This window comes from Limosilactobacillus sp. (assembly GCF_041859915.1).
Classification (GTDB): Bacteria; Bacillota; Bacilli; order Lactobacillales; family Lactobacillaceae; genus Limosilactobacillus.
This window is the reverse complement of record NZ_JBFLGB010000008.1, coordinates 19,451-39,900: the sequence shown is the minus strand read 5'-3', so window position 1 is coordinate 39,900 and position 20,450 is coordinate 19,451. Positions and strand designations below refer to the sequence as shown.

General features: G+C 42.5%; 16 protein-coding genes, 1 pseudogene and 1 other annotated feature. All 17 genes and pseudogenes read left to right on the top strand.

Annotation, left to right across the window (positions count from 1 at the left end; all coding sequences use genetic code 11):
• The first annotated feature begins 31 nt into the window (after positions 1-31).
• The 17 genes and pseudogenes from ACEYV4_RS02520 to ruvB all read left to right on the top strand — a co-directional run bounded on the left by ACEYV4_RS02520 (position 32) and on the right by ruvB (position 20,449).
• Positions 32-1,036 (top strand): rod shape-determining protein, encoded by a 1,005-nt coding sequence (locus tag ACEYV4_RS02520; RefSeq protein ID WP_373841871.1) that lies wholly within the window; start codon positions 32-34, stop codon positions 1,034-1,036.
• A gap of 105 nt (positions 1,037-1,141) precedes the next feature.
• A complete protein-coding gene (mreC, locus tag ACEYV4_RS02515; protein WP_373841870.1) occupies positions 1,142-1,996 on the top strand; it encodes a rod shape-determining protein MreC in 855 nt (284 codons plus the stop codon).
• 6 nt (positions 1,997-2,002) lie between these two features.
• Positions 2,003-2,539, top strand: a complete 537-nt coding sequence (gene mreD, locus ACEYV4_RS02510; RefSeq protein ID WP_373841869.1) for a rod shape-determining protein MreD — start codon at positions 2,003-2,005, stop codon at positions 2,537-2,539.
• A gap of 53 nt (positions 2,540-2,592) precedes the next feature.
• Positions 2,593-2,938 (top strand) — a binding site (T-box leader).
• A gap of 67 nt (positions 2,939-3,005) precedes the next feature.
• Positions 3,006-3,647, top strand: a complete 642-nt coding sequence (locus ACEYV4_RS02505; RefSeq protein WP_373841868.1) for an amino acid ABC transporter permease — start codon at positions 3,006-3,008, stop codon at positions 3,645-3,647.
• Positions 3,648-3,659: 12 nt separating this feature from the next.
• Positions 3,660-4,328 carry an amino acid ABC transporter ATP-binding protein gene (locus ACEYV4_RS02500; RefSeq protein WP_373841867.1) on the top strand — a complete coding sequence of 223 codons (669 nt, stop codon included), beginning with the start codon at positions 3,660-3,662 and terminating at the stop codon, positions 4,326-4,328.
• Between the two features lie 26 nt (positions 4,329-4,354).
• Positions 4,355-5,206, top strand: coding sequence for an amino acid ABC transporter substrate-binding protein (locus ACEYV4_RS02495; RefSeq protein WP_373841866.1), 852 nt, complete (start codon positions 4,355-4,357; stop codon positions 5,204-5,206).
• A gap of 183 nt (positions 5,207-5,389) precedes the next feature.
• Positions 5,390-6,640 carry an EF-P 5-aminopentanol modification-associated protein YfmF gene (gene yfmF, locus ACEYV4_RS02490; RefSeq protein ID WP_373841865.1) on the top strand — a complete coding sequence of 417 codons (1,251 nt, stop codon included), beginning with the start codon at positions 5,390-5,392 and terminating at the stop codon, positions 6,638-6,640.
• A gap of 4 nt (positions 6,641-6,644) precedes the next feature.
• The gene (gene yfmH / locus ACEYV4_RS02485; RefSeq protein WP_373841864.1) at positions 6,645-7,943 is read left to right on the top strand and encodes an EF-P 5-aminopentanol modification-associated protein YfmH; all 1,299 of its coding nucleotides are present in this window, start codon (positions 6,645-6,647) and stop codon (positions 7,941-7,943) included.
• Positions 7,944-8,029: 86 nt separating this feature from the next.
• A complete protein-coding gene (locus ACEYV4_RS02480) occupies positions 8,030-9,106 on the top strand; it encodes a helix-turn-helix domain-containing protein (RefSeq protein WP_373841863.1) in 1,077 nt (358 codons plus the stop codon).
• Positions 9,107-9,122: 16 nt separating this feature from the next.
• Positions 9,123-9,707: a CDP-diacylglycerol--glycerol-3-phosphate 3-phosphatidyltransferase gene (gene pgsA, locus ACEYV4_RS02475; protein ID WP_373841862.1), complete on the top strand. Its 585-nt coding sequence runs from the start codon at positions 9,123-9,125 to the stop codon at positions 9,705-9,707.
• 115 nt (positions 9,708-9,822) lie between these two features.
• Positions 9,823-11,070, top strand: coding sequence for a competence/damage-inducible protein A (locus ACEYV4_RS02470; RefSeq protein WP_373841861.1), 1,248 nt, complete (start codon positions 9,823-9,825; stop codon positions 11,068-11,070).
• 90 nt (positions 11,071-11,160) lie between these two features.
• Positions 11,161-12,150 (top strand): annotated as a pseudogene (gene recA / locus ACEYV4_RS02465) (recombinase RecA); the annotation flags it as partial.
• Between the two features lie 267 nt (positions 12,151-12,417).
• Positions 12,418-13,971, top strand: a complete 1,554-nt coding sequence (gene rny / locus ACEYV4_RS02460) for a ribonuclease Y (RefSeq protein ID WP_373841860.1) — start codon at positions 12,418-12,420, stop codon at positions 13,969-13,971.
• A 133-nt stretch (positions 13,972-14,104) separates the two neighbouring features.
• Positions 14,105-16,771 (top strand): DNA mismatch repair protein MutS, encoded by a 2,667-nt coding sequence (gene mutS, locus ACEYV4_RS02455; RefSeq protein ID WP_373841859.1) that lies wholly within the window; start codon positions 14,105-14,107, stop codon positions 16,769-16,771.
• Positions 16,772-16,781: 10 nt separating this feature from the next.
• Positions 16,782-18,797, top strand: a complete 2,016-nt coding sequence (gene mutL / locus ACEYV4_RS02450) for a DNA mismatch repair endonuclease MutL (protein ID WP_373841858.1) — start codon at positions 16,782-16,784, stop codon at positions 18,795-18,797.
• Positions 18,798-18,815: 18 nt separating this feature from the next.
• Positions 18,816-19,415: a Holliday junction branch migration protein RuvA gene (gene ruvA / locus ACEYV4_RS02445; RefSeq protein ID WP_373841857.1), complete on the top strand. Its 600-nt coding sequence runs from the start codon at positions 18,816-18,818 to the stop codon at positions 19,413-19,415.
• Positions 19,416-19,456: 41 nt separating this feature from the next.
• Complete coding sequence (gene ruvB, locus ACEYV4_RS02440) at positions 19,457-20,449, top strand: Holliday junction branch migration DNA helicase RuvB (RefSeq protein ID WP_373841876.1); 993 nt, start codon at positions 19,457-19,459, stop codon at positions 20,447-20,449.
• The last annotated feature ends 1 nt before the right edge of the window (position 20,450 follow it).

Here is a 20,450-nt window from a genome sequence, read left to right as displayed (position 1 = left end):
ACTAATTTAAAAAATGAAGGGAAGAAATAGATTGCTAGGAATTGGAACCAAAAATCTAGGAATCGATCTGGGAACTGCTAATACAATTGTCTACCTTGAAGGTAAGGGCATTGTGCTTCGTGAACCATCGGTTGTTGCACGCAACACAAAGACTAATGAAGTAATCTCAGTTGGTTCAGAGGCGCGTGACATGATTGGTCGGACACCCGCAAGCATTGTCGCTATTCGGCCAATGAAGGATGGCGTTATTGCTGATTACGACACAACTGTTGCGATGATGAAGTACTATATGCAAAAAGCATTGGGTAATAGTAATAGCAAGCCTTACGTAATGGTATGTGTACCAAGTGGTGTGACTGAGGTTGAAAAGCGAGCGGTAATTGATGCAACTCGGGTAGCTGGTGCTCGTGATGCTTATGTAATTGAGGAGCCTTTTGCTGCTGCCATTGGTGCCGGCTTGCCCGTGATGGATCCAACGGGAAGCATGGTTGTTGATATTGGTGGTGGGACCACTGATGTAGCAACTATCTCACTGGGTGGCATTGTTTCTAGCCGTTCTATTCGGATGGCTGGTGATAAGATGAATGATGCCATTGCTCAATATGTTCGCCAGAATAAGAATCTTTTGATTGGTGAACGGACAGCCGAAAAGTTGAAATGGGACATCGGTTCTGCATCCGTTAAAGCTGCTGCTGAAATGGGAACAACAGAAGTCCGGGGTCGTGACCTTGTTACTGGCTTGCCAAAGACAATTGAGGTTTCTGCTAAGGATGTTTCGGTTGCTCTACAAGACGTTGTGGAAAATATTATTACAGCGATCAAAGGTACTTTGGAAGAGACATCACCAGAAATCGCTGCTGACGTGATTGACCATGGTATTGTTTTGACTGGTGGTGGAGCATTGTTAAAGCACCTGCCAGATGTAATCGCCGATGCTACCAAGGTGCCAGTATTTATTGCTAATGATCCTCTTGATTGTGTTGCCATCGGTACTGGGGAATCCCTCAAGAGTATCGATGTAATGAAGAAAAAGTAAAAATAATTCGATTCGGATATTTTGAATGGGCGGGGCTGGTCGCAAAATGATTTGTTTTGTCTAGCCTCGTTTTACTATTTTGTAAATTACATTTGGAGGATTATCATGCGTAAATTCTTTTCCAATCGCCGGTTGGTTATTATTGTGGTAATTCTGGTGGTTTGTTTCGGCTTAATGGCTGGTTCAGTAACATTGCGTAATCGCCGTAATACTCCACCATTGCTTCAACAATTTAGTAATGACATTGTGGGCTTTGCAGATAGTGCGGTAGCGTTACCAGTTAATTGGTTACAGACAAGTTTCAGTTCGGTTAATGATTTGATGAATACGTATTCGGAAAATCGAGAGTTGAAGCAACAGGTAACAGAGCTTGCCCAAACAAAGGTACGCGACCAAACTTTGGCTCACGAAAATAAACAGTTAAAGCAAGAACTAAAGCTTAATAATTCGATGACGGACTATGATACTGTTACAGCAGCGGTTCTGATGCGAACACCATCGGCTTGGCAACAGCAACTAGTAATTAATAAGGGACAATCCAGTGGTATTAAAAAGAATATGCCAGTTATGAGTGATGGTGGCTTGATTGGTCGAATTACAGAGGTTAATAAGACCAATAGCAAGGTTGAGTTGCTTAGCGATACTAGTGAAGCTTCTAACCGCTTTGCCATTTCGATTAATGGTAATAGTGGGGTTGTAAATGGTATTATTACTGGTTACAGTGCTGCTCGGAATGAATTAGTCATGGGACAAGTTAGTTCTAAGGCGAAGATTAAGAAAGGCACTCGAGTCACCACCAGTGGAATGGGTGGTATTACTCCTAAGGGCCTTTATGTTGGTAAGGTTTCACGGGTTGGCAAGGATGATTACGGACTTGCTCAAAAGGTTTATATCAAACCAGCTGCCAACTTTAACGATGTCAACATCGTAACTGTTGCTGAATCTGCGTCTCAGGAGTGATAAAGTATGTACCGTTTATCGCGATTAAAATACGTTTTCCCAATTGGGCTTTTCGTTAGCCTCTTCTTAGATGGAGCTCTGAGTCATGCCTGGGCACCGTTATTCTTTAGTTATCCATATTCGATGGCTAGTGAGTTGGTGCTATTATGGTTGATCCTAGCCTATTTCTTTGAGAATGGAATTGAAATTCCGTTAATTCCTTTTGCAATTGCTGCAGGAATAGTTGCTGACCTGTATTGTTCCGGAATCTTAGGACTCTATATGATCCTGTTCCCATGTATTGTGGGTTTAACTAAGCTTTTGTCTAAATATTTTAGTTCCTCATTTCTATCAATGATTATGATCTTTTTTATTGATATTCTAGTTTTTGAGACATTAAATTATTGGGCTTATTCCTTAGTTAATATTACGACGGTATCATTTTGGGATTACCTGCTTTATATTCTGGCACCGACATTAGCTTTGAACCTGGTATATTTTGTTATCTTATATTGGCCAGTCCATTCCCTTTTTAATTGGGCAACGACCGAAAGAACTGCGTAATACCTCTTGACAAAAAGAGGAGAGCAGGGTAGGATACTAACTAATAAATATTACGAATGACAATGAACAGACTAGTAAGGTAAGCCTAGTTGTAAAGCGAGTTCCGGTTGATGGGAAGGAACCTTCAGGATTATCTGAATCACATCTGTGAGTTGGCTCACTGAAAGTAGTAGGTGAGTCCGGGGAAGCCCGTTATAGCGCGGAGTTTAATTTAAATTGAACTCACTAAGGTTGATTACCGTGAGGGATCAACAAGATGAGGTGGAACCGCGGAAACGCCCTCGTAGCCATTTGGCTCGAGGACGTTTTTTGTTTCCAACTGTAAATTGAACTCACTGAGGCAGTTGCTGTAAGGCAAGTGCGAACATGGGGTGGTACCACGATTGATTCGTCCTCTAGGGCTAAATGTCCTAGGGGATTTTTTGGTTATTGTCATTTAGCATGATGAGATGAAGGAGGAATTGATATGCGTTATGTTACCGAGATTTTACCATCATTATTACAAGGTGCGGGCTTAACACTTCAGATCTTTTTTTGGACATTAATTTGTTCGTTACCACTGGGAATCCTAGTTAGTTTAGGATTAATGTCAAAGATTAAACCATTAAAATGGTTACTTGAAATCTATGTTTGGCTAATGCGAGGAACACCATTGTTGCTTCAGTTGATTTTTGTTTTCTATGGATTGCCGATTGTGGGAATCGTCTTTCAACGTTACGATGCAGCTCTATTTGCCTTCATTCTTAACTATGCAGCATACTTCGCTGAAATTTTCCGTGGTGGTTTTCAAGCCATTGATGAAGGACAATTCGAAGCGGCACGGGTACTTCGCTTGAGCTATTGGCATACCTTACGGAAAATTGTAATTCCGCAAGTGGTGAAAATTGTAATTCCATCTATTGGGAACGAAGTCATTAACTTGGTCAAAGATTCATCCTTAGTTTATGTTATCGGTCTTGGCGATCTTCTACGGGCCGGCAATGTTGCTACTGCTCGGGATGTCACCTTGGTACCATTACTGTTGGTAGCCTTGATCTACTTGATCTTAGTTGGAATTTGCACCCTGGTATTGCAGAAAGTTGAAAAACGTTACTCGTACTTCAAATAGGAGGCTTAGCCTATGTTAGAGGTTAAAAATTTAACGAAAAGTTTTGGTAACCGGGTCATTCTTGATAATGTTAATTTAACGGTTAAGGATGGTGAAATTTTAAGTATTGTTGGCCCTTCTGGTGCTGGGAAAACGACACTGTTACGTTGCATTACCGGACTTGAAACTGCCAACAGTGGAAAGTTTTTGATTGATGGGCAACCATTTGATCCCCAAGGAACAGCAGATTCAGACCGGGTAATCGGAGTAGTTTTTCAAGATTATAATCTTTTTCCTAACCTATCCGTGATGGAAAACATTACTTTAGCACCAATTATGGTTTTAAAAAAGTCTAAACGGCAAGCTGAAAAGGAAGCTCAGGCCTTGCTTAATGAACTGGAATTAAATAATAAGGATAGTCTGTACCCGTGGCAGCTTTCTGGTGGGCAGAAACAACGGGTAGCAATTGCCCGGGCGTTAGCCATGAACCCAAAGATCCTTTGCTATGATGAACCGACATCGGCTTTGGATCCTGAGATGCGAAAGGAAGTCGCTAAAATTATTTTGAACCTGAAAAAAGAAGGGATGACCCAACTAGTAGTTACCCACGATTTCGACTTTGCAAATAAAATTGCGGATGATATTTTGAAGGTCAAGGCCCTTGATAAGACCTTCAAGCAGGTTCAAAACGTTGATCAATAATTATTATAGAGAGGAAGGGAAAGTGTATGAAAAAGTTCAAAGCCATCTGGCTGATAATGTTGCTTTTAATCCCGAGTCTCTTATTGAGTGGTTGTGAGAGTGTAACGACCCGCGCTAACCACCAGGATACCTGGTCACGGATTGAACGCCGTAAAAAAGTTATTATTGGTCTTGATGATAGTTTCGTGCCAATGGATTTTCGGCAAAGAAATGGAAAATTGGTTGGCTATGATGTTGATTTAGCACGGGCAGTCTTTAAACAGTACGGGATTAGGGTTTCATTTCAGCCCATTGATTGGTCAATGAAGGAAACTGAACTAAAAAACGGTACGATTGACCTACTGTGGAATGGTTATACCGTTAATAATGCTCGGCGAAAGAAAGTTGCCTTTAGTCGCAATTATCTAAAAAACCGACAAATCCTGGTTACCTTAAAAAAGTATCATATTAATAATTTCAATGACCTGACAGGTAAGTCACTAGGAGTTCAAACTGGTTCAACTGGTTACGCTGTCATGAATAACCAGTTGAAATCGGTTAAGGATAAGTTAAAAGGAAAAGCGCCAATTCTGTATGATGCCTTTCCCAATGCCTTTATCGACTTAAATGCCAACCGAATTCAGGGAATTCTAATGGATGAGGTTTATGCTAATTACTACGTCAAACACCAAAAAGATCCTCGTGCTTATAAGCTTTATATCAGCAAGGATGTTCCACCTGAGTACTTTGCTGTTGGGATGCGGAAAGGTGATAAGACCCTCCGACGTAAAATTAATACCGGCCTTGGTCGCCTGCAAAGGAATGGCCAGTTGCGTAAAATTAATGAAAAGTGGTTTGGAACTAACAGTAATTACTTAGGACCAGATGCGAATAATTAGTATTAAAAAGTCAGCACCACAAAGCGTGGACTGGCTTTTTAAGTTAGGCAAATTAAATTAAAGGATTGGTTTGTAATTTGTGTTTAGATAACGTATCATTATTCAGTGTGACAATTTTAGCAAAAAGATTGAATATTACTTTAATTACAAACGTTTGAATTGATTTGAAAGGAGAGCAAGACCGTGCATTTTAATCTTGCACGTGGTGTAGACTTAGATGTACTGCCCACTAAACAATTTAAGCTGAATCACGTCTTAATTAATTTTACGACGCCGCAGACACGGATGAATGCTACCGCGCGGGATCTCCTCGCTAACCTGCTTGAGACTAGTACCCATCGTTACCCGACCCAAACTGCTTTGGCCCGGCAGCTAGCAAAGCTTTATGGAACTTATATTGGTATTGGTGTAAGCCGGGTAGGACGACTACATACAGTACGTTTGCACGCTAGTTTTGTTAATGATGATGTGGCCAATATGGATCTTTTTAACCAGGTAATTGATCTTATCAATGAGATTCTTTTTCATCCTTTGATTGATCAGCATGAATTTGATGGTCCCACTTTTCGCATTCAAGCTAACAACTTACGAAGTTCCTTGCTGGCACTTTATGATGATAAACAGTTTTACGCTAACCGTCAGTTATTAAAATTATATTATCCGACTGATGCTATTCAACGAATTCCTAGCTTTGGGCGGGTGAGTGATCTAGCTAAGCTATCTGCCCAAAGTTTAGTATCGACTTATCAACAAATGATTGATCATGATCGAGTTAATATCTTAGTATTGGGAGATGTAGACCCGGCAGCCGTTCAATCAGCCTTAGCCCAATTACCGTTTGCGGATCGTCAAGTATCGACGATCGCCCCGTTTTATCAGCAATCATTGATTCCAACTATCAAGCGACGAACTGAGCACCAACCAGTTACCCAGGCTAAGTTGAACCTAGGCTATCAATTGCCGATTTATTATCGTGATGCCAGTTATTATGCTGGCCTGGTTTTCAATGGCCTTTTTGGTGGCACTCCTTATTCAAGGCTTTTCACCAACGTTCGTGAAAAAGCAAGTTTGGCGTATTATGCAACTAGTCACTTATTACCTTTTAGTGGTCTCCTTAGTGTGCAAACGGGGATTCGTTCTCAGGATGCTATCAAGGTGGAACAGTTAATTAACCAACAATTAGCCGCCCTGGTAGCTGGAGATTTTTCTACCCAGGAGTTAATGGAGGTTAAGGATAGTTTAGTTAATCAATACGAAGCTAGTTATGACCTTGCTAATAATATCTTGGGACGGCAATTGCTTGCAGCTCTGCTGGGCCTTCCAGCACCAAGCAATGTTACCGCTAAAATTAAGGCGGTTACCAAGAAGGATGTTCAGCAAGTAGCAGCTAAGCTGAAGTTACAGGCAATTTATTTATTAAGTGGTGAAAAATAAACAGATGGACAAGTATACTTATCAGGAATTTAATCGAACAATTTATCGGCAACGCCTTGCCAATGGCTTATTAGTGCAGTTATTACCGATGCCAGGTTTCCATAAGACGTATGCAGCTTTTTCAGCTAATTTTGGTTCCATCGACAATCAATTTATTCCTTACCATGAAAAAACAGCGGTGCGGGTACCAGATGGGGTTGCCCATTTTCTTGAGCACAAGATGTTTGAGAAAGCTGATCATGATGCTTTTGATCTCTTTGGTGAATTAGGGGCTGATTCGAACGCCTACACTAGTTTTACTCAGACTAGTTACCTTTTTTCAACGACAAGTCACCTAAAGGATAACCTGAATGTCCTTCTTGATTTTGTTCAAACGCCATACTTTACGGAGCAAACGGTGCAAAAAGAGCAGGGGATTATTGGCCAGGAAATTCAAATGTATGATGATGATGCTGACTGGCGTCTCTATTTGGGCTTAATTGGTAATTTGTATCCCCATGATCCAATGCAAATTGATATTGCTGGAACGGTTGACTCAATTAGTCAGATTACGCCGGAAATCCTGATGCAAAGTTACCGAACATTTTACCAGCCTAATAACATGAATTTGTTCCTTGTCGGCAATCTTGACCCGGTGGCGACAATGGATTGGATCGTAAATAACCAAAATCATAAAACATTCTTACCGGCAGAAAAGCCCCGCCGCCTTTTTAAGCTTAATGATCCAACTGCTCATGATGTTATTCCCTTTCGTTCTTTGACGATGAATATTACCCGACCCAAAGTCATGGTTGGTTTACGCGGAATTAAGCAGTTTACGGATGGCCGACAACGGCTTCGCTATAAATTGACAGTCGATTTGCTACTGGATGCTTTATTTGATGATACTTCTGATAATTACCTTCGCCTTTATAACGCCGAAGTGCTAGATGATTCTTTTAGTTATAATTTTGAGATGCAACGGGGATTTAATTTTGCTTACTTTAGCTCTAATACGAATCAGATGGAACGCTTTGCTGATGAAGTCGTTGCCATCTTAGAGAGTGCTGATAAGCAAATTGACGCTGCTCGAACCCGCTTTACCGGTATCAAAAATGCAGAATTAGGCCGTTTAATTGGCCTGTTAGATTCACCAGAAGCCATTGCTAACCAGTATGCGGATAAACTGTTTGCTGGTGCCAATTTAATGGATCAGATTCGCTTACTGAAGGGGATTACTATTGATGACCTGTACCAAGTAGCTAAAGAATTTATCACCTCGCAAGGAATCTCTGTTTATCAAGTGGTTCCTCATCATCAATAAACGCTACCTTTTCTTAACTTTAGAACAGCGTAGAACATGATATAATAGCCAAGGATAAGTGAAATAAATTAAATGGAGATAAGCTAATGAGTGAAAACAATAGCGAACAAAAACACGTGGAGATCGGTAAGAAACTGCAAACAGCCCGTCAAGCGAAGGGATATACCCTTGACGATTTGCAGCAAATTACCAAGATTCAAAAACGGTATTTGATTGCAATTGAAGATGAGAAATTTGATGAACTTCCCGGCGATTTTTACGTGCGGGCTTTTGTTAAACAGTACGCTAATACTGTTGGCCTTAACGGAGAAGAATTACTGAAGGAATACGATGATGACCTGCCGAAGGCTAAAACGGCCGAATATTCTAACCATATTGCTCAGGCGGTAGAATCACGGACTAGTCAACGAAAGACGATTGGCAATCAGGTGACAAAGAGTCGTCGGTATTTGCCAACGATCATCATTGTTTTGGTAATTATCTTAGTGTTAGCTGCAATTTGGTTTACGGCAATTGCTCGTAACCACCGTGACTCTTCTACCCGGATCGATAATAGTTCAGTTTCGGTTTCTGGAGAGAGTCGGAAAAAGGCTTCTTCATCAAGTAAGAAGGTTACTAAGAAGAAGACTGTTACTAAAGCAATTCAACTTAAACAAACTAGTCGAAATGATACTAGTGTTACTTATACGGCAGCTAAGTTATCTAAAGACACTGCTTTACAAATTGACCCAACCACACGGGCCTGGATGCAGGTACGGGCAAACAATAGCAATGATTTGTTAAACCGGACACTGAATGCCAATGAAAAAACCAGTGTCAAGATTAGTAAGGATACTACTAGTTTAGTAATTACGGTAGGTAACGCTCGAGCGACTACTTTGAAGATTGGTGGACAAAAGATTGATTTTACTAACAATGGTCGTTATCAGAATACCCGAACAGTGACGATTAACTTTGGCAGTCAGTCATCGTCATCAAGCTCTAGCTCGTCAACAACGAGTACGAGTTCAACTAGTGGTAGCCAACGTACTACTAATAGCAGCAGTACTGCTCCTAGTCAGAATGGCCAGTCTAGCACAGCAAATAATAATACTCGTACGCAACAGACGACTGCAACTTCTAACGTTAATAACAATCGGCAGACAACTACACAGACACGTTAATTGGGAGGATTAAAACTTGAATTTACCTAATAAATTAACCGTAGTTCGGTTAATTATCATTCCGTTTTTCTTAATTTTAATGGTCGTGCCGTTCTCCTGGGGGAACGTATCTTTCTGGGGGGCCACCATCCCAGTTTCCCAGCTTGTTGCGGCTATTCTGTTTATTGCGGCGACAATTACCGATAATTTGGATGGACGTATTGCCCGTAAACACCACCTAATCACCAACTTTGGTAAGTTTACTGATCCGTTGGCGGATAAGTTGCTAGTTATGACGGCTTTTATCGTCTTAACTGGTAGCCAGGTTGTTCCAGCCTGGGTAACGGCTATTATTATTTGGCGTGAATTAGCTGTTACTGGATTGCGACTTTTGTTAGTGGAACAGAGTGGAATCGTTCTGGCGGCTAAAATGCCTGGAAAAATCAAGACGACGACGCAGTTTATTGCAATTATTTTCTTGTTGTTGAATAACGTTATTTTTGCTATTTGGAACATTCCTTTTGGTCAGATCATGCTTTATATTTGCCTGTTCTTTACCATCTACTCTGGAGTTGATTACTTTATCCAGGGACGGGGTGTCTTCTCTGATGGCTTTAAGTAATGCTAATTAGACTATTTATTGAATAAAATTAGGGGCTGGGAGGAATCATTTTCTCAGTCTCTTTTCGTATCGCAAACCATAATTTACGTATTATTTATGTAGGGGTGAAATCAAGATGGATGCAGAAATCATTTCGGTTGGTACTGAGATCGTCCTGGGACAGATTGTGAATACGAACGCACCATTTTTAGCACGGCGGCTTGGCACATTAAATATTGAAGCGCAACGTCAATTAACGGTTCCGGACCAACCGGATCTGTTGGAAAAGGTTATTCGCGCTGCTTGGCAAAGAAGTAAACTTGTTTTTGTTTGTGGCGGATTAGGTCCAACGATCGATGATATAACCTTGCAAGGAGTGGCATCCGCCTTAAAGACCACTACCCAGCTTGATCGTGATCATTGGTCTTGGATCAAGCAAAGTTTCAAACAACGCCAAAAGGCAATGATGCCAGAGAACATTCAACAGGCTAAGTACTTAGCAGGTGGTCAGCCTTTAGCCAATCCAGTCGGCTTAGCTTTGGGCAGTTGGTATGAGTATAGTGGTCATCGTTTAGTTGTTCTTCCGGGGCCACCTCGTGAATTTATGGCAATGGTTGATCAAGAAGTAATGCCCCGGTTACGATCTTTAGTTGATACAACTAAGCAAATTGTCAGTCGAACTCTTAACTTCTTTGGCCGTCCGGAATCGCAATTAATGGACGAGATTGCAAGTGTTACCAAGAATTTGAATCGAGTGGTTATTACTTCGTATGTCCAACCGGATGCCATTCAAGTTCGATTAACAGTTCATGACCAGTCAGTGACAAAGGCCAAACAACTATTAGATCATGCACAGCAGGCAATTATTAGTAAGGAGTCGGAATATTACTTTGGTCGTGGGGATGATTGTTCTTTAGCGGCAACAGTTGTCCACCTATTAAAGGAGCGGGGATTGAAGATAACAGCTGCTGAAAGTTTAACGGGTGGTATGTTTCAAAGCACTATCTGTTCTATTCCCGGCGCTTCAAATGTTTTCGATGGCGGCTTCGTAACTTATGCCGCTAGTGCTAAAGAAAGCCTGCTAGGAATTGACCAGCGACTTATTGAACAATACGGGGTGGTTAGCGCTCAAACAGCCGCTCAGATGGCTGAGAGAAGTCGTCAGCGGATGGGTGTCGATGTAGGAATTGGCTTTACTGGCGTGGCTGGACCAGATACGCTGGAAGGCCAGCCGGCTGGAACCGTTTGGGTTGGTTTAGCATTGCCCGGGCAGACGACGATTACTCGGCAACTTCACTTAGGAGCATATGTTGGTCGGCAAGAGATCCGTCGTCAAAGTGTTCAATATGGTCTTCAGATGATTTATCAGGCTCTTAGAAAATAATCGAACTATTGTTCGCATTTTTCTTGTTTTTTCGTCAAAAACTGGTATGATTAATTCACGGATATTTCAATACAAAGGAGGAAATCTGATTTGGCTGATCAGCGAAAGGCGGCACTTGATGTTGCAATTAGAAAAATTGAAAAGAACTTTGGTAAGGGTTCGATCATGCGCATGGGTGATGCGGCTGACATGAAGATTGACACTATTTCGAGTGGCTCATTGGCAATTGATAAGGCACTCGGTGTAGGTGGTTATCCTCGTGGTCGAATTGTGGAAATCTATGGTCCCGAAAGTTCCGGGAAAACGACGGTGGCTCTTCACGCGGTGGCCGAAGTTCAACGTCAGGGTGGTACGGCTGCTTATATTGATGCCGAAAACGCTCTGGATCCCCAGTATGCTGCAGCTTTAGGGGTAGATGTTGATAACCTTTTGCTTTCGCAACCGGATACCGGTGAAGAAGGACTGGATATTGCTGATGCCTTGATTTCTAGTGGGGCAGTGGACCTGGTAGTAATTGATTCTGTAGCGGCCTTAGTTCCTCGGGCTGAAATTGAAGGTGAAATGGGTGACGCCCATGTTGGCTTGCAAGCTCGGTTAATGTCTCAGGCTCTTCGGAAGCTTTCTGGTGAGATTAATAAGACTAAGACAATTGCTATTTTTATCAATCAGATTCGTGAAAAAGTAGGAGTAATGTTTGGTAATCCCGAAACAACAACTGGTGGCCGGGCATTGAAGTTCTATGCCACTATTCGAATGGAAATTCGTCGGGCTGAACAGATTAAGAACGGAACCAATGTAATCGGTAACCGTACTAAGATCAAGATTGTTAAAAACAAGGTTGCTCCACCATTTAAGCGGTGTGAAGTTGACATTATGTATGGTGAAGGAATTTCCAAGACCGGTGAACTGCTTGATATGGCGGTTGATAAGGACATGGTTAATAAGAGTGGTGCTTGGTACTCATATGGCAACGAGCGGATTGGTCAGGGACGTGAAAACGCCAAGAAGTGGTTAGCTGACCATCCACAACAAATGGCCGAACTAATGAATAAGGTACGGGTTGCTTACGGAATGGCGCCATTAAAATCGATGGGGAAAACAACTCAAACTGCCACTCAGTCTAAGACTAAAAGTGAAAGTAAAAAGGCATAGTGATTAAGCATTTGTGTCTAAGCCTATTCCAAAGCGTTATTGGAATAGGCTTTTTTATTTAAGATTGTGAAATTCAATGGTTGACACCCTACCTAGGCAAGCTTAAAATTTAATTTGTGTGATGTTTTTTTACATGACACGGTGAAATTAATTTTATTTAACCAACAACAAAATAGTTGAAGCGGAGGTGAAATGATGAAACTATTAATTTTCGCCGCGCTTGCTATGGTTGTCGGGATTATTGTCGGCTATGTGATTCGCAAATATTCGTTTGAAAAGCAGGTTGAAAAAGCCCATCAGGATGCTGATGGAATTATTGCGGATGCTAAGAAAAAAGCAGCTACGGCGAAAAAGGAAGCAGTTCTAGAAGCCAAAGAAGACAGTCACCGTTATCGTGAACAGGTTGAATCAGAGCTTAAACAACGTCGGGATGAGGTCCAACGTCAGGAAGATCGTCTTTTACAACGAGAAACATCCTTGGATCGAAAGGATGATGCACTTGAAAAGCGTGAAAACACGGTTGGTGATCGTGAACATAAGTTGGATCAGCAGACGGAACAACTTCATCAATCACAAAAAAAGGCAACTGCATTAGTGACACAACGGCAGCAAGAGTTAGAAAAAGTCGCTGAATTGACCCATGAAGATGCTAAACAGCAATTATTAAATGAAATGAAGGATCATTTGAAGACAGAACGTGAGGTTATGATTCGTGACAGCGAACAGGAAGCGGAATTAACCGCTAACCGAAACGCTAAAAAACTTATTGTAGAAGCTATTCAACGTAGTGCTGCCGATGTCGTCTCTGAAGCAACGGTTTCCGTTGTCACCTTACCAAATGATGACATGAAGGGTCGAATTATCGGTCGTGAGGGCCGCAACATTCGTACTTTGGAAACGTTGACTGGAATTGATTTAATCATCGATGATACCCCTGAAGCAGTTGTGTTAAGTGGCTTTGATCCAGTTCGACGAGAAATCGCCAAGATTGCCTTGGAAAAGTTAATTCAAGACGGCCGGATTCACCCAGCACGAATTGAAGAGGCTGTAGAAAAGGCACGAAAAGAAATGGATAACCAGTTGCGTGAAACGGGTGAACAAGCCCTCTTTGACCTAGGAATCCATTCAATGCATCCGGATATGATTAAAACAGTTGGCCGAATGAAATATCGAACTAGTTATGGACAGAACGTTCTTGACCATTCAATCGAAGTTGCCAAGCTGGCTGGTATTATGGCTGCTGAACTGGGTGAAGATGTTACCATGGCTAAGCGAGCTGGCCTTTTGCATGATATTGGTAAAGCGGTTGACCATGAAGTGGATGGTTCACACGTTGAACTTGGTGTCGAATTAGCCCGTAAGTATAAAGAAAGCAAGGTTGTTATTAATACAATTGCTTCTCACCATGGTGACGTTGCTCCAACGTCGGTGATTGCTGTTTTAGTGCAAGCAGCTGATGCTATTTCTGGTGCACGTCCAGGGGCGCGAAGTGAATCGCTAGAACAGTATATTCAACGTTTAAAGAAGCTCGAAAGCATAGCAAATAATTACGATGGTGTTGACCATAGTTACGCAATTCAAGCTGGTCGTGAACTGCGGGTTATTGTTAAGCCAAAGAAAATTTCTGATTTGGAAGCTACCACTCTGGCCCATGATATCAAGCATCAAATTGAGAAGGAGCTTGAATATCCAGGCCACATTAAGGTGACAGTGATCCGTGAGGTTCGTGCAGTGGACTATGCTAAATAAAAAGAATTGGGAAATTCCCCAGTTCTTTTTTTCTTGCGTAGCTTTAAAGCAAAAAATATAATTAAAATGTAGGTATTCAAGGCCAAAATGAGTGCTGGCGTGAAGTAGGAAGTTTTTAATGAGGTGAGATTAATTGACAAAAAAATTGACGCCAATGATGGAGCAGTACCAAAAAGTTAAGGATCAGTATCCAGATGCCTTTCTGTTCTACCGACTGGGTGATTTTTATGAACTTTTTAATGATGATGCCGTTAAGGGAGCCCAGCTATTAGAACTGACTTTAACGACGCGTAATCATAGCGCTAAGAATCCTATTCCGATGTGTGGTGTGCCTCACCGAGCCGTTAATAACTATGTCGATATCTTAATCGATAAGGGCTATAAAGTGGCCATCTGTGAACAGATGGAAGATCCTAAAAAGGCGAAGGGAATGGTTAAACGGGCTGTTACCCGGCTTGTGACTCCCGGAACGCAGATGGATCTGACCGGTGATGCCGCTCGACAAAATAATTATTTGGCAGCAATTAGTGTTGACCAGCAAAAATTCAGTTTGGCTTATACTGATTTGTCAACGGGTGAATTAAAGACCACTACCCTTGATAACGTGGGCGCGGTTGTCAACGAATTAGTCAACCTGCAGAGTAAGGAAGCCGTGGTTGATGGTCAATTGCCATCAGAGTTGGTAGCTCAGTTAAAAAAGCGTAATATTCTTCAATCACACCAGAAAAAGATTCTAAAAAACGCTGAAGTTTCCTACCTAACCCAGGACCTTGAGACTCGTCAGCAGAAGCATGTAGTGGCCCTCTTGGTTTCTTATTTATTGACTACGCAAAAACGATCGTTGGCTCACATGCAACGGGCAATTGCTTACCAACCGAGTTCGTTTATGAAAATTGATCATTATTCTAAAACTAACCTGGAATTGATGACTAATATGCGTAGTGGCAAGCGGCAGGGAACACTGGCTTGGCTTTTGGATGAAACTAAAACCGCAATGGGGAGCCGATTATTGAAGCGCTGGCTGGACCGGCCACTAATTGATCCAGACCAGATCAGTGCTCGTCAGGATAAGGTTCAGGAATTGTTAGATCATTACTTTGAACGTAGTAATATTCAGCAAGAACTGATTAAAGTTTACGATTTGGAACGCTTAGCTGGTCGGGTCGCTTATGGCAGCGTTAATGGTCGTGACTTGATTCAGTTGAAGACCTCCTTGCGTCAGGTTCCTAAGATTAAGTATGTCCTCGAAACGCTTGATTCACCTGTCTTTGAGGAACTAGAAAAGCGGCTGGATTCGCTTGATGATGTAGCCGATCTGATTGACCGGGCGATTGTTAATGATCCACCAATTTCGGTTACCGATGGTGGGGTCATTAAGGATGGCTATAATAAGCAGCTTGACCAGTACCGTGATGCCATGAATAATGGGAAACGGTGGATCGCTGATTTGCAGGCCCAAGAGCGGAAAGTGACTGGAATTAATAATCTGAAGATTGGTTATAACCATGTCTTTGGCTACTACATTGAGGTTACTAAAGTTAATCTGAATAAAATCCCCAAGAATCGTTATGAGCGAAAACAAACCTTAGTTAATGCTGAACGTTTCTCCACACCCGAGTTAAAGGAAAAGGAAGCCTTGATTATGGGTGCCCAGGAGAAATCGACGGCCTTGGAATACGATCTTTTTGTCAATGTCCGTGAACAGGTCAAAAAGCAAATCAAACGATTGCAAAAATTAGCCCGGGCCTTGTCCGAATTGGATGTTTTACAGAGTTTTGCCGTTGTCAGTGAAGATTATCACTTTGTTCGTCCTAAATTAAACACTGGGCATAAGTTAGTCGTACGTGATGGTCGCCACCCCGTAGTAGAAAAGTTTATGGGTCACCAAGAATACGTGCCAAACGATGTCTTGATGGATGACCAAACCGATATTTTATTGATTACCGGGCCGAATATGTCCGGGAAGAGTACCTATATGCGGCAGTTGGCCTTAACGGCTGTAATGGCTCAGATGGGGTGCTTTGTACCGGCTAAATCCGCTGAATTGCCAATCTTTGACCAAATTTTTACCCGGATTGGTGCGGCGGATGACTTGATTTCTGGTGAAAGTACCTTCATGGTTGAGATGATGGAAGCCAACAACGCCCTTAAACACGCTACCGATCATAGTCTGATCTTGTTCGATGAGATTGGGCGGGGGACGGCAACGTATGACGGAATGGCGTTGGCTCAGGCGATCATTGAATATGTTCACCAACACATCCGGGCAAAGACGCTTTTCTCTACTCACTACCATGAATTAACCGACCTGGAGAAGACTTTGCCACGACTCAAGAACGTTCATGTTGGTGCCACTGAGAAAAATGGTGAGTTGGTCTTTTTGCATAAGGTTAGTGCTGGTCCAGCTGATAAGTCTTATGGGATCCATGTGGCCAAATTAGCAGGGATGCCTGAATCATTGCTTAAACGTGCTAATCAAATCCTTAAAGAACTGGAAGAAAAGGCAGTCACCCTGCCAACCAATCGGGATCGAGCGGTGACTACTTATCCGCATCCTCAGACGGCTGATCGGGTTACAGAATCGGCCGCAACAACCTCGGCAGTTCCAACTGGTACTGCATCGTCTAAACCAGCAGTGGATGCTAATGGCCAACTAGAATTATTTGCCCCCACACCCAAAAAGAAGCGTTCAACCAAGGGGGAAAAGATTTTACACCAGTTGAAAGAATTAAATTTGATGGGAATGACCCCGATGGAAGTCATGAACCAAATTTATCAATGGCAGGAAAAATTAAAGTGAGGCGAGAAGCTTGGGAAAAATTCATGAATTAAACACTGTTCTAGCTGACCAAATTGCAGCTGGAGAAGTTATTGAACGTCCTGCTTCAATTGTTAAGGAACTGGTGGAAAATTCGTTGGATGCCCATAGTAAACGTGTTGATATTATTGTTAAAAATGCTGGCCTTGATAGCATTCGAGTAATTGATGATGGGGATGGCATCGCAAGTGATGATGTCGAATTGGCTTTTCGTCGGTATGCGACCAGCAAAATTGCTACTCGTAAGGATCTTTTTAAAGTACAAACGATGGGCTTTCGAGGAGAGGCCCTTCCTAGTATTGCTTCAGTGGCTGATGTGGTGATGGTGACAGCCCAAGAAAGCCAACCCGCTGGTACCCAAATTCACTTGCGTGGTGGTAAAGTTTTAGCAAAAAAGCCAGCTCCGGCTCGTCGAGGGACCGATGTGTTAGTTACCGACTTGTTTTTCAATACGCCAGCTCGTCTGAAATACTTGAAGTCACCCCACACTGAATTAACGCGGATTATTGATATTATTAATCGACTAGCCCTTGCTAATCCAACAGTGGCCTTTAGTTTTACTCATAACGGGAAGGAAATCTTTCGTTCAGCGGGTAATGGTAACCTTCAGCAGGTGATTGCTGCTATTTATGGAATTAAAGCCGGCCGTAAAATGTTAGCGATCACTGGTGCCGATGCCGATTTTCGGGTGAGCGGTTTCGTTTCATTGCCGGAATTAACCCGGGCCTCACGACAATATATTACTATTACCATTAACCATCGCTATATTCGTAACTTTGAGTTAACTAAGGCCATTATTCAAGGTTATGAGTCTAAACTAATGGTTGGTCGTTACCCAATTGCGGTGGTCAATATTGATCTGGATCCAGTATTGGTTGATGTCAATGTTCATCCGGCTAAACGGGAAGTTCGTTTAAGCAAGGAACCTCAGTTGACCAAACTAATTGCGCAAACGATCCGCCAACGAATTGCAAGTGAGAATTTGATTCCGGATGTTAACCCAACCGGTTTTGGACCTAACGCTGCCGATGTGGCTAAGCTTAACCAACGATTGAATGAGGCAGCTCATCAATATCAGGTTAGCCCTAACCCGGGGAGGACTGCTCCAGATTCACAACGGCCAGCTCGTAAAGCTACTGGTAATCCTGCCAGCGCTGAAGCAAATGATAGTCAGCTCAGTGCACCGGTGGTCATTCACCAGGCGGCAGAATTGGCTAGTCCCGCAATGAAGGCTTTTGATCAGCGTTATCAAAATGAAAATGTGGCCGGACCATTTGGCAACGCCCAGGCGGCCTCAAGTACGAAAATTAAGTCGTCTCATCCTCATTCGGCGGAGAATCTTGATTTAGATGTCCATGATAAAACTAATAAGGCCAAGCGTCGATTTCCAGACCTGCAGTATATTGGTCAGCTGCAAGGGACATTCCTATTGGCTCAAGCTAGTGACGGCCTTTATATCGTTGATCAACATGCTGCTCAAGAGCGGATTAACTACGAACGTTTTCGTAAGGAAATTGGTCAAGTCAGTCCTGACCAGCAAGCTTTCTTAGTGCCCTTGGTGTTGAACTATTCGACGGTAGATGCGATGACCATTAATCAACATTTGGATACGTTAGCCAGTGTCGGTTTAAAGTTAGAGCCTTTTGGCCAAAACAGCTTTATTCTTCGCTCTCACCCGACCTGGTTTAAGGAGGGTCAAGAGGAAGATACCGCTAAGGAAATGATTGAATGGTTAATCAAGGATGGCAAGATTAGTGTTCGGGATTTTCGGATGAAAACCGCTATTATGATGAGCTGTAAACGGGCAATCAAGGCTAACCACCACCTTGATGAACGAGAAGCCCGGGCGCTTTTGCGGCGCTTACCCCAATGTGAAAATCCGTTTAACTGTCCCCATGGACGACCGGTAACCGTTCATTTTAATGATCAGGACCTGGAAAAGATGTTTAAGCGAATTCAGGATTCTCATGTACCATTTGCAGACGAATTTGATGACCATGAATTTTAAGAAAAGTAGGTATTAACTGTGTATGAATACATTACGGGAATTGTTACCGCGGTGACACCCCAATACGTTGTTTTGGAAGCAGGTGGTGTTGGTTACCAGCTCTTGGTCGCCAATCCATATCGTTTTAAAGAAGATGCTACTGCTCGGGTGCGCATCTATGTTTACCAAGCAGTGAGGGATGATTCAATTAGGTTATTTGGCTTTGTTGATCGAGCAGAGAAGCAGTTGTTCTTGCAATTGATTAATGTTTCTGGTATCGGACCGAAGAGTGCTTTAGCGATCTTAGCCAATCCGGACCACCAGGGTTTGATTAATGCCATTGCTAATAACGACACCGGTTATTTAGCTAAATTTCCAGGAATTGGCAAGAAAACTGCTTCACAAATTGTGCTTGACTTAAAAGATAAACTTGATGGCCTGACAACGAATAATCTTCTTACTCCTGAAGCGGCGGTAACGAAGAAAGAAGTAAATCCAGCATTAAGCGATGCTCTAGCAGCCTTAAAGGCACTGGGTTACCATGAGCGTGAAATTAAAAAGGTTAAGCAAGCTTTGCTCAAGGCTAAGGCCACTACTACTGATGAGTACTTGCGACAGGCTTTACGATTAATTAGCTAGTAAGAAGAGGGAGTTAGATGACTGATCAAGACCATGGATTAATGTCTGACCAATCACAGGATCAGGAGGAAGAGCAACTAGAATTAACCTTACGTCCTCAAACCTTACGTGATTATATTGGTCAGGCAAAGATTAAACATGAACTAAGTGTTTATATTCAAGCGGCTCAGGACCGTCAAGAGGCCTTGGACCATGTCCTTTTGTATGGGCCACCGGGCTTAGGTAAAACTACCTTAGCGATGGTGATTGCACACGAAATGAACGTTAATATTAAGACTACCAGTGGCCCGGCAATTGAAAAGCCGGGGGACCTAGTTGCACTGCTTAATGAGTTAAAACCCGGTGATGTTTTGTTTATCGATGAAATTCATCGGCTTCCTAAAGTAGTGGAAGAAATGCTTTATTCAGCGATGGAAGATTATTATATTGATATTGTAATTGGTGAAGGGCCAACTGCACATCCGGTTCATTTTCCTTTGCCACCATTTACCTTAATTGGAGCGACAACACGTGCAGGGATGCTGTCAGCACCATTGCGAGATCGTTTTGGTATTGTTGCCCATATGAATTACTATAACCAGGATGAACTGAAGCAAATTATTTTTCGTTCGGCAAAAATATTTCATACTAAGATTGAAGATGAAGGAGCCCATGAACTAGCATTGCGCTCGCGTGGGACGCCGCGGATTGCCAACCGTCTTCTTAAACGGGTTCGTGATTTTGCTCAAGTCGCTGGCAAGCCCAGTATTGATTCGGCAACGGTGAAACGAGCATTGGACCTTTTACAGGTAGATAGTCAGGGATTAGATGAAATTGACCGGAAATTATTATTGACGATGATTAAATTTTATGATGGTGGTCCGGTCGGCTTGAAAACGATCGCGGCTAACATTGGAGAAGAAACCAACACGATTGAGGAAATGTACGAGCCATACCTATTACAAATTGGCTTTATTAATCGAACACCGCGGGGAAGGGTTGTCACACCAGCAGCCTATCGTCACCTTGGCATTCCCTACCCGACACAAAAGTGAG

Bases quoted from the DNA above. Each gene is read 5' to 3' on its own strand.
- ACEYV4_RS02505 (WP_373841868.1), top strand. From the start codon at position 3,006: ATGCGTTATGTTACCGAGATTTTACCATCATTATTACAAGGTGCGGGC.
- ACEYV4_RS02495 (WP_373841866.1), top strand. From the start codon at position 4,355: ATGAAAAAGTTCAAAGCCATCTGGCTGATAATGTTGCTTTTAATCCCG.
- ruvB (WP_373841876.1), top strand. From the start codon at position 19,457: ATGTCTGACCAATCACAGGATCAGGAGGAAGAGCAACTAGAATTAACC.
- yfmH (WP_373841864.1), top strand. From the start codon at position 6,645: ATGGACAAGTATACTTATCAGGAATTTAATCGAACAATTTATCGGCAA.
- rny (WP_373841860.1), top strand. From the start codon at position 12,418: ATGAAACTATTAATTTTCGCCGCGCTTGCTATGGTTGTCGGGATTATT.
- mreC (WP_373841870.1), top strand. From the start codon at position 1,142: ATGCGTAAATTCTTTTCCAATCGCCGGTTGGTTATTATTGTGGTAATT.
- ACEYV4_RS02470 (WP_373841861.1), top strand. From the start codon at position 9,823: ATGGATGCAGAAATCATTTCGGTTGGTACTGAGATCGTCCTGGGACAG.
- mreD (WP_373841869.1), top strand. From the start codon at position 2,003: ATGTACCGTTTATCGCGATTAAAATACGTTTTCCCAATTGGGCTTTTC.
- ACEYV4_RS02480 (WP_373841863.1), top strand. From the start codon at position 8,030: ATGAGTGAAAACAATAGCGAACAAAAACACGTGGAGATCGGTAAGAAA.
- ACEYV4_RS02500 (WP_373841867.1), top strand. From the start codon at position 3,660: ATGTTAGAGGTTAAAAATTTAACGAAAAGTTTTGGTAACCGGGTCATT.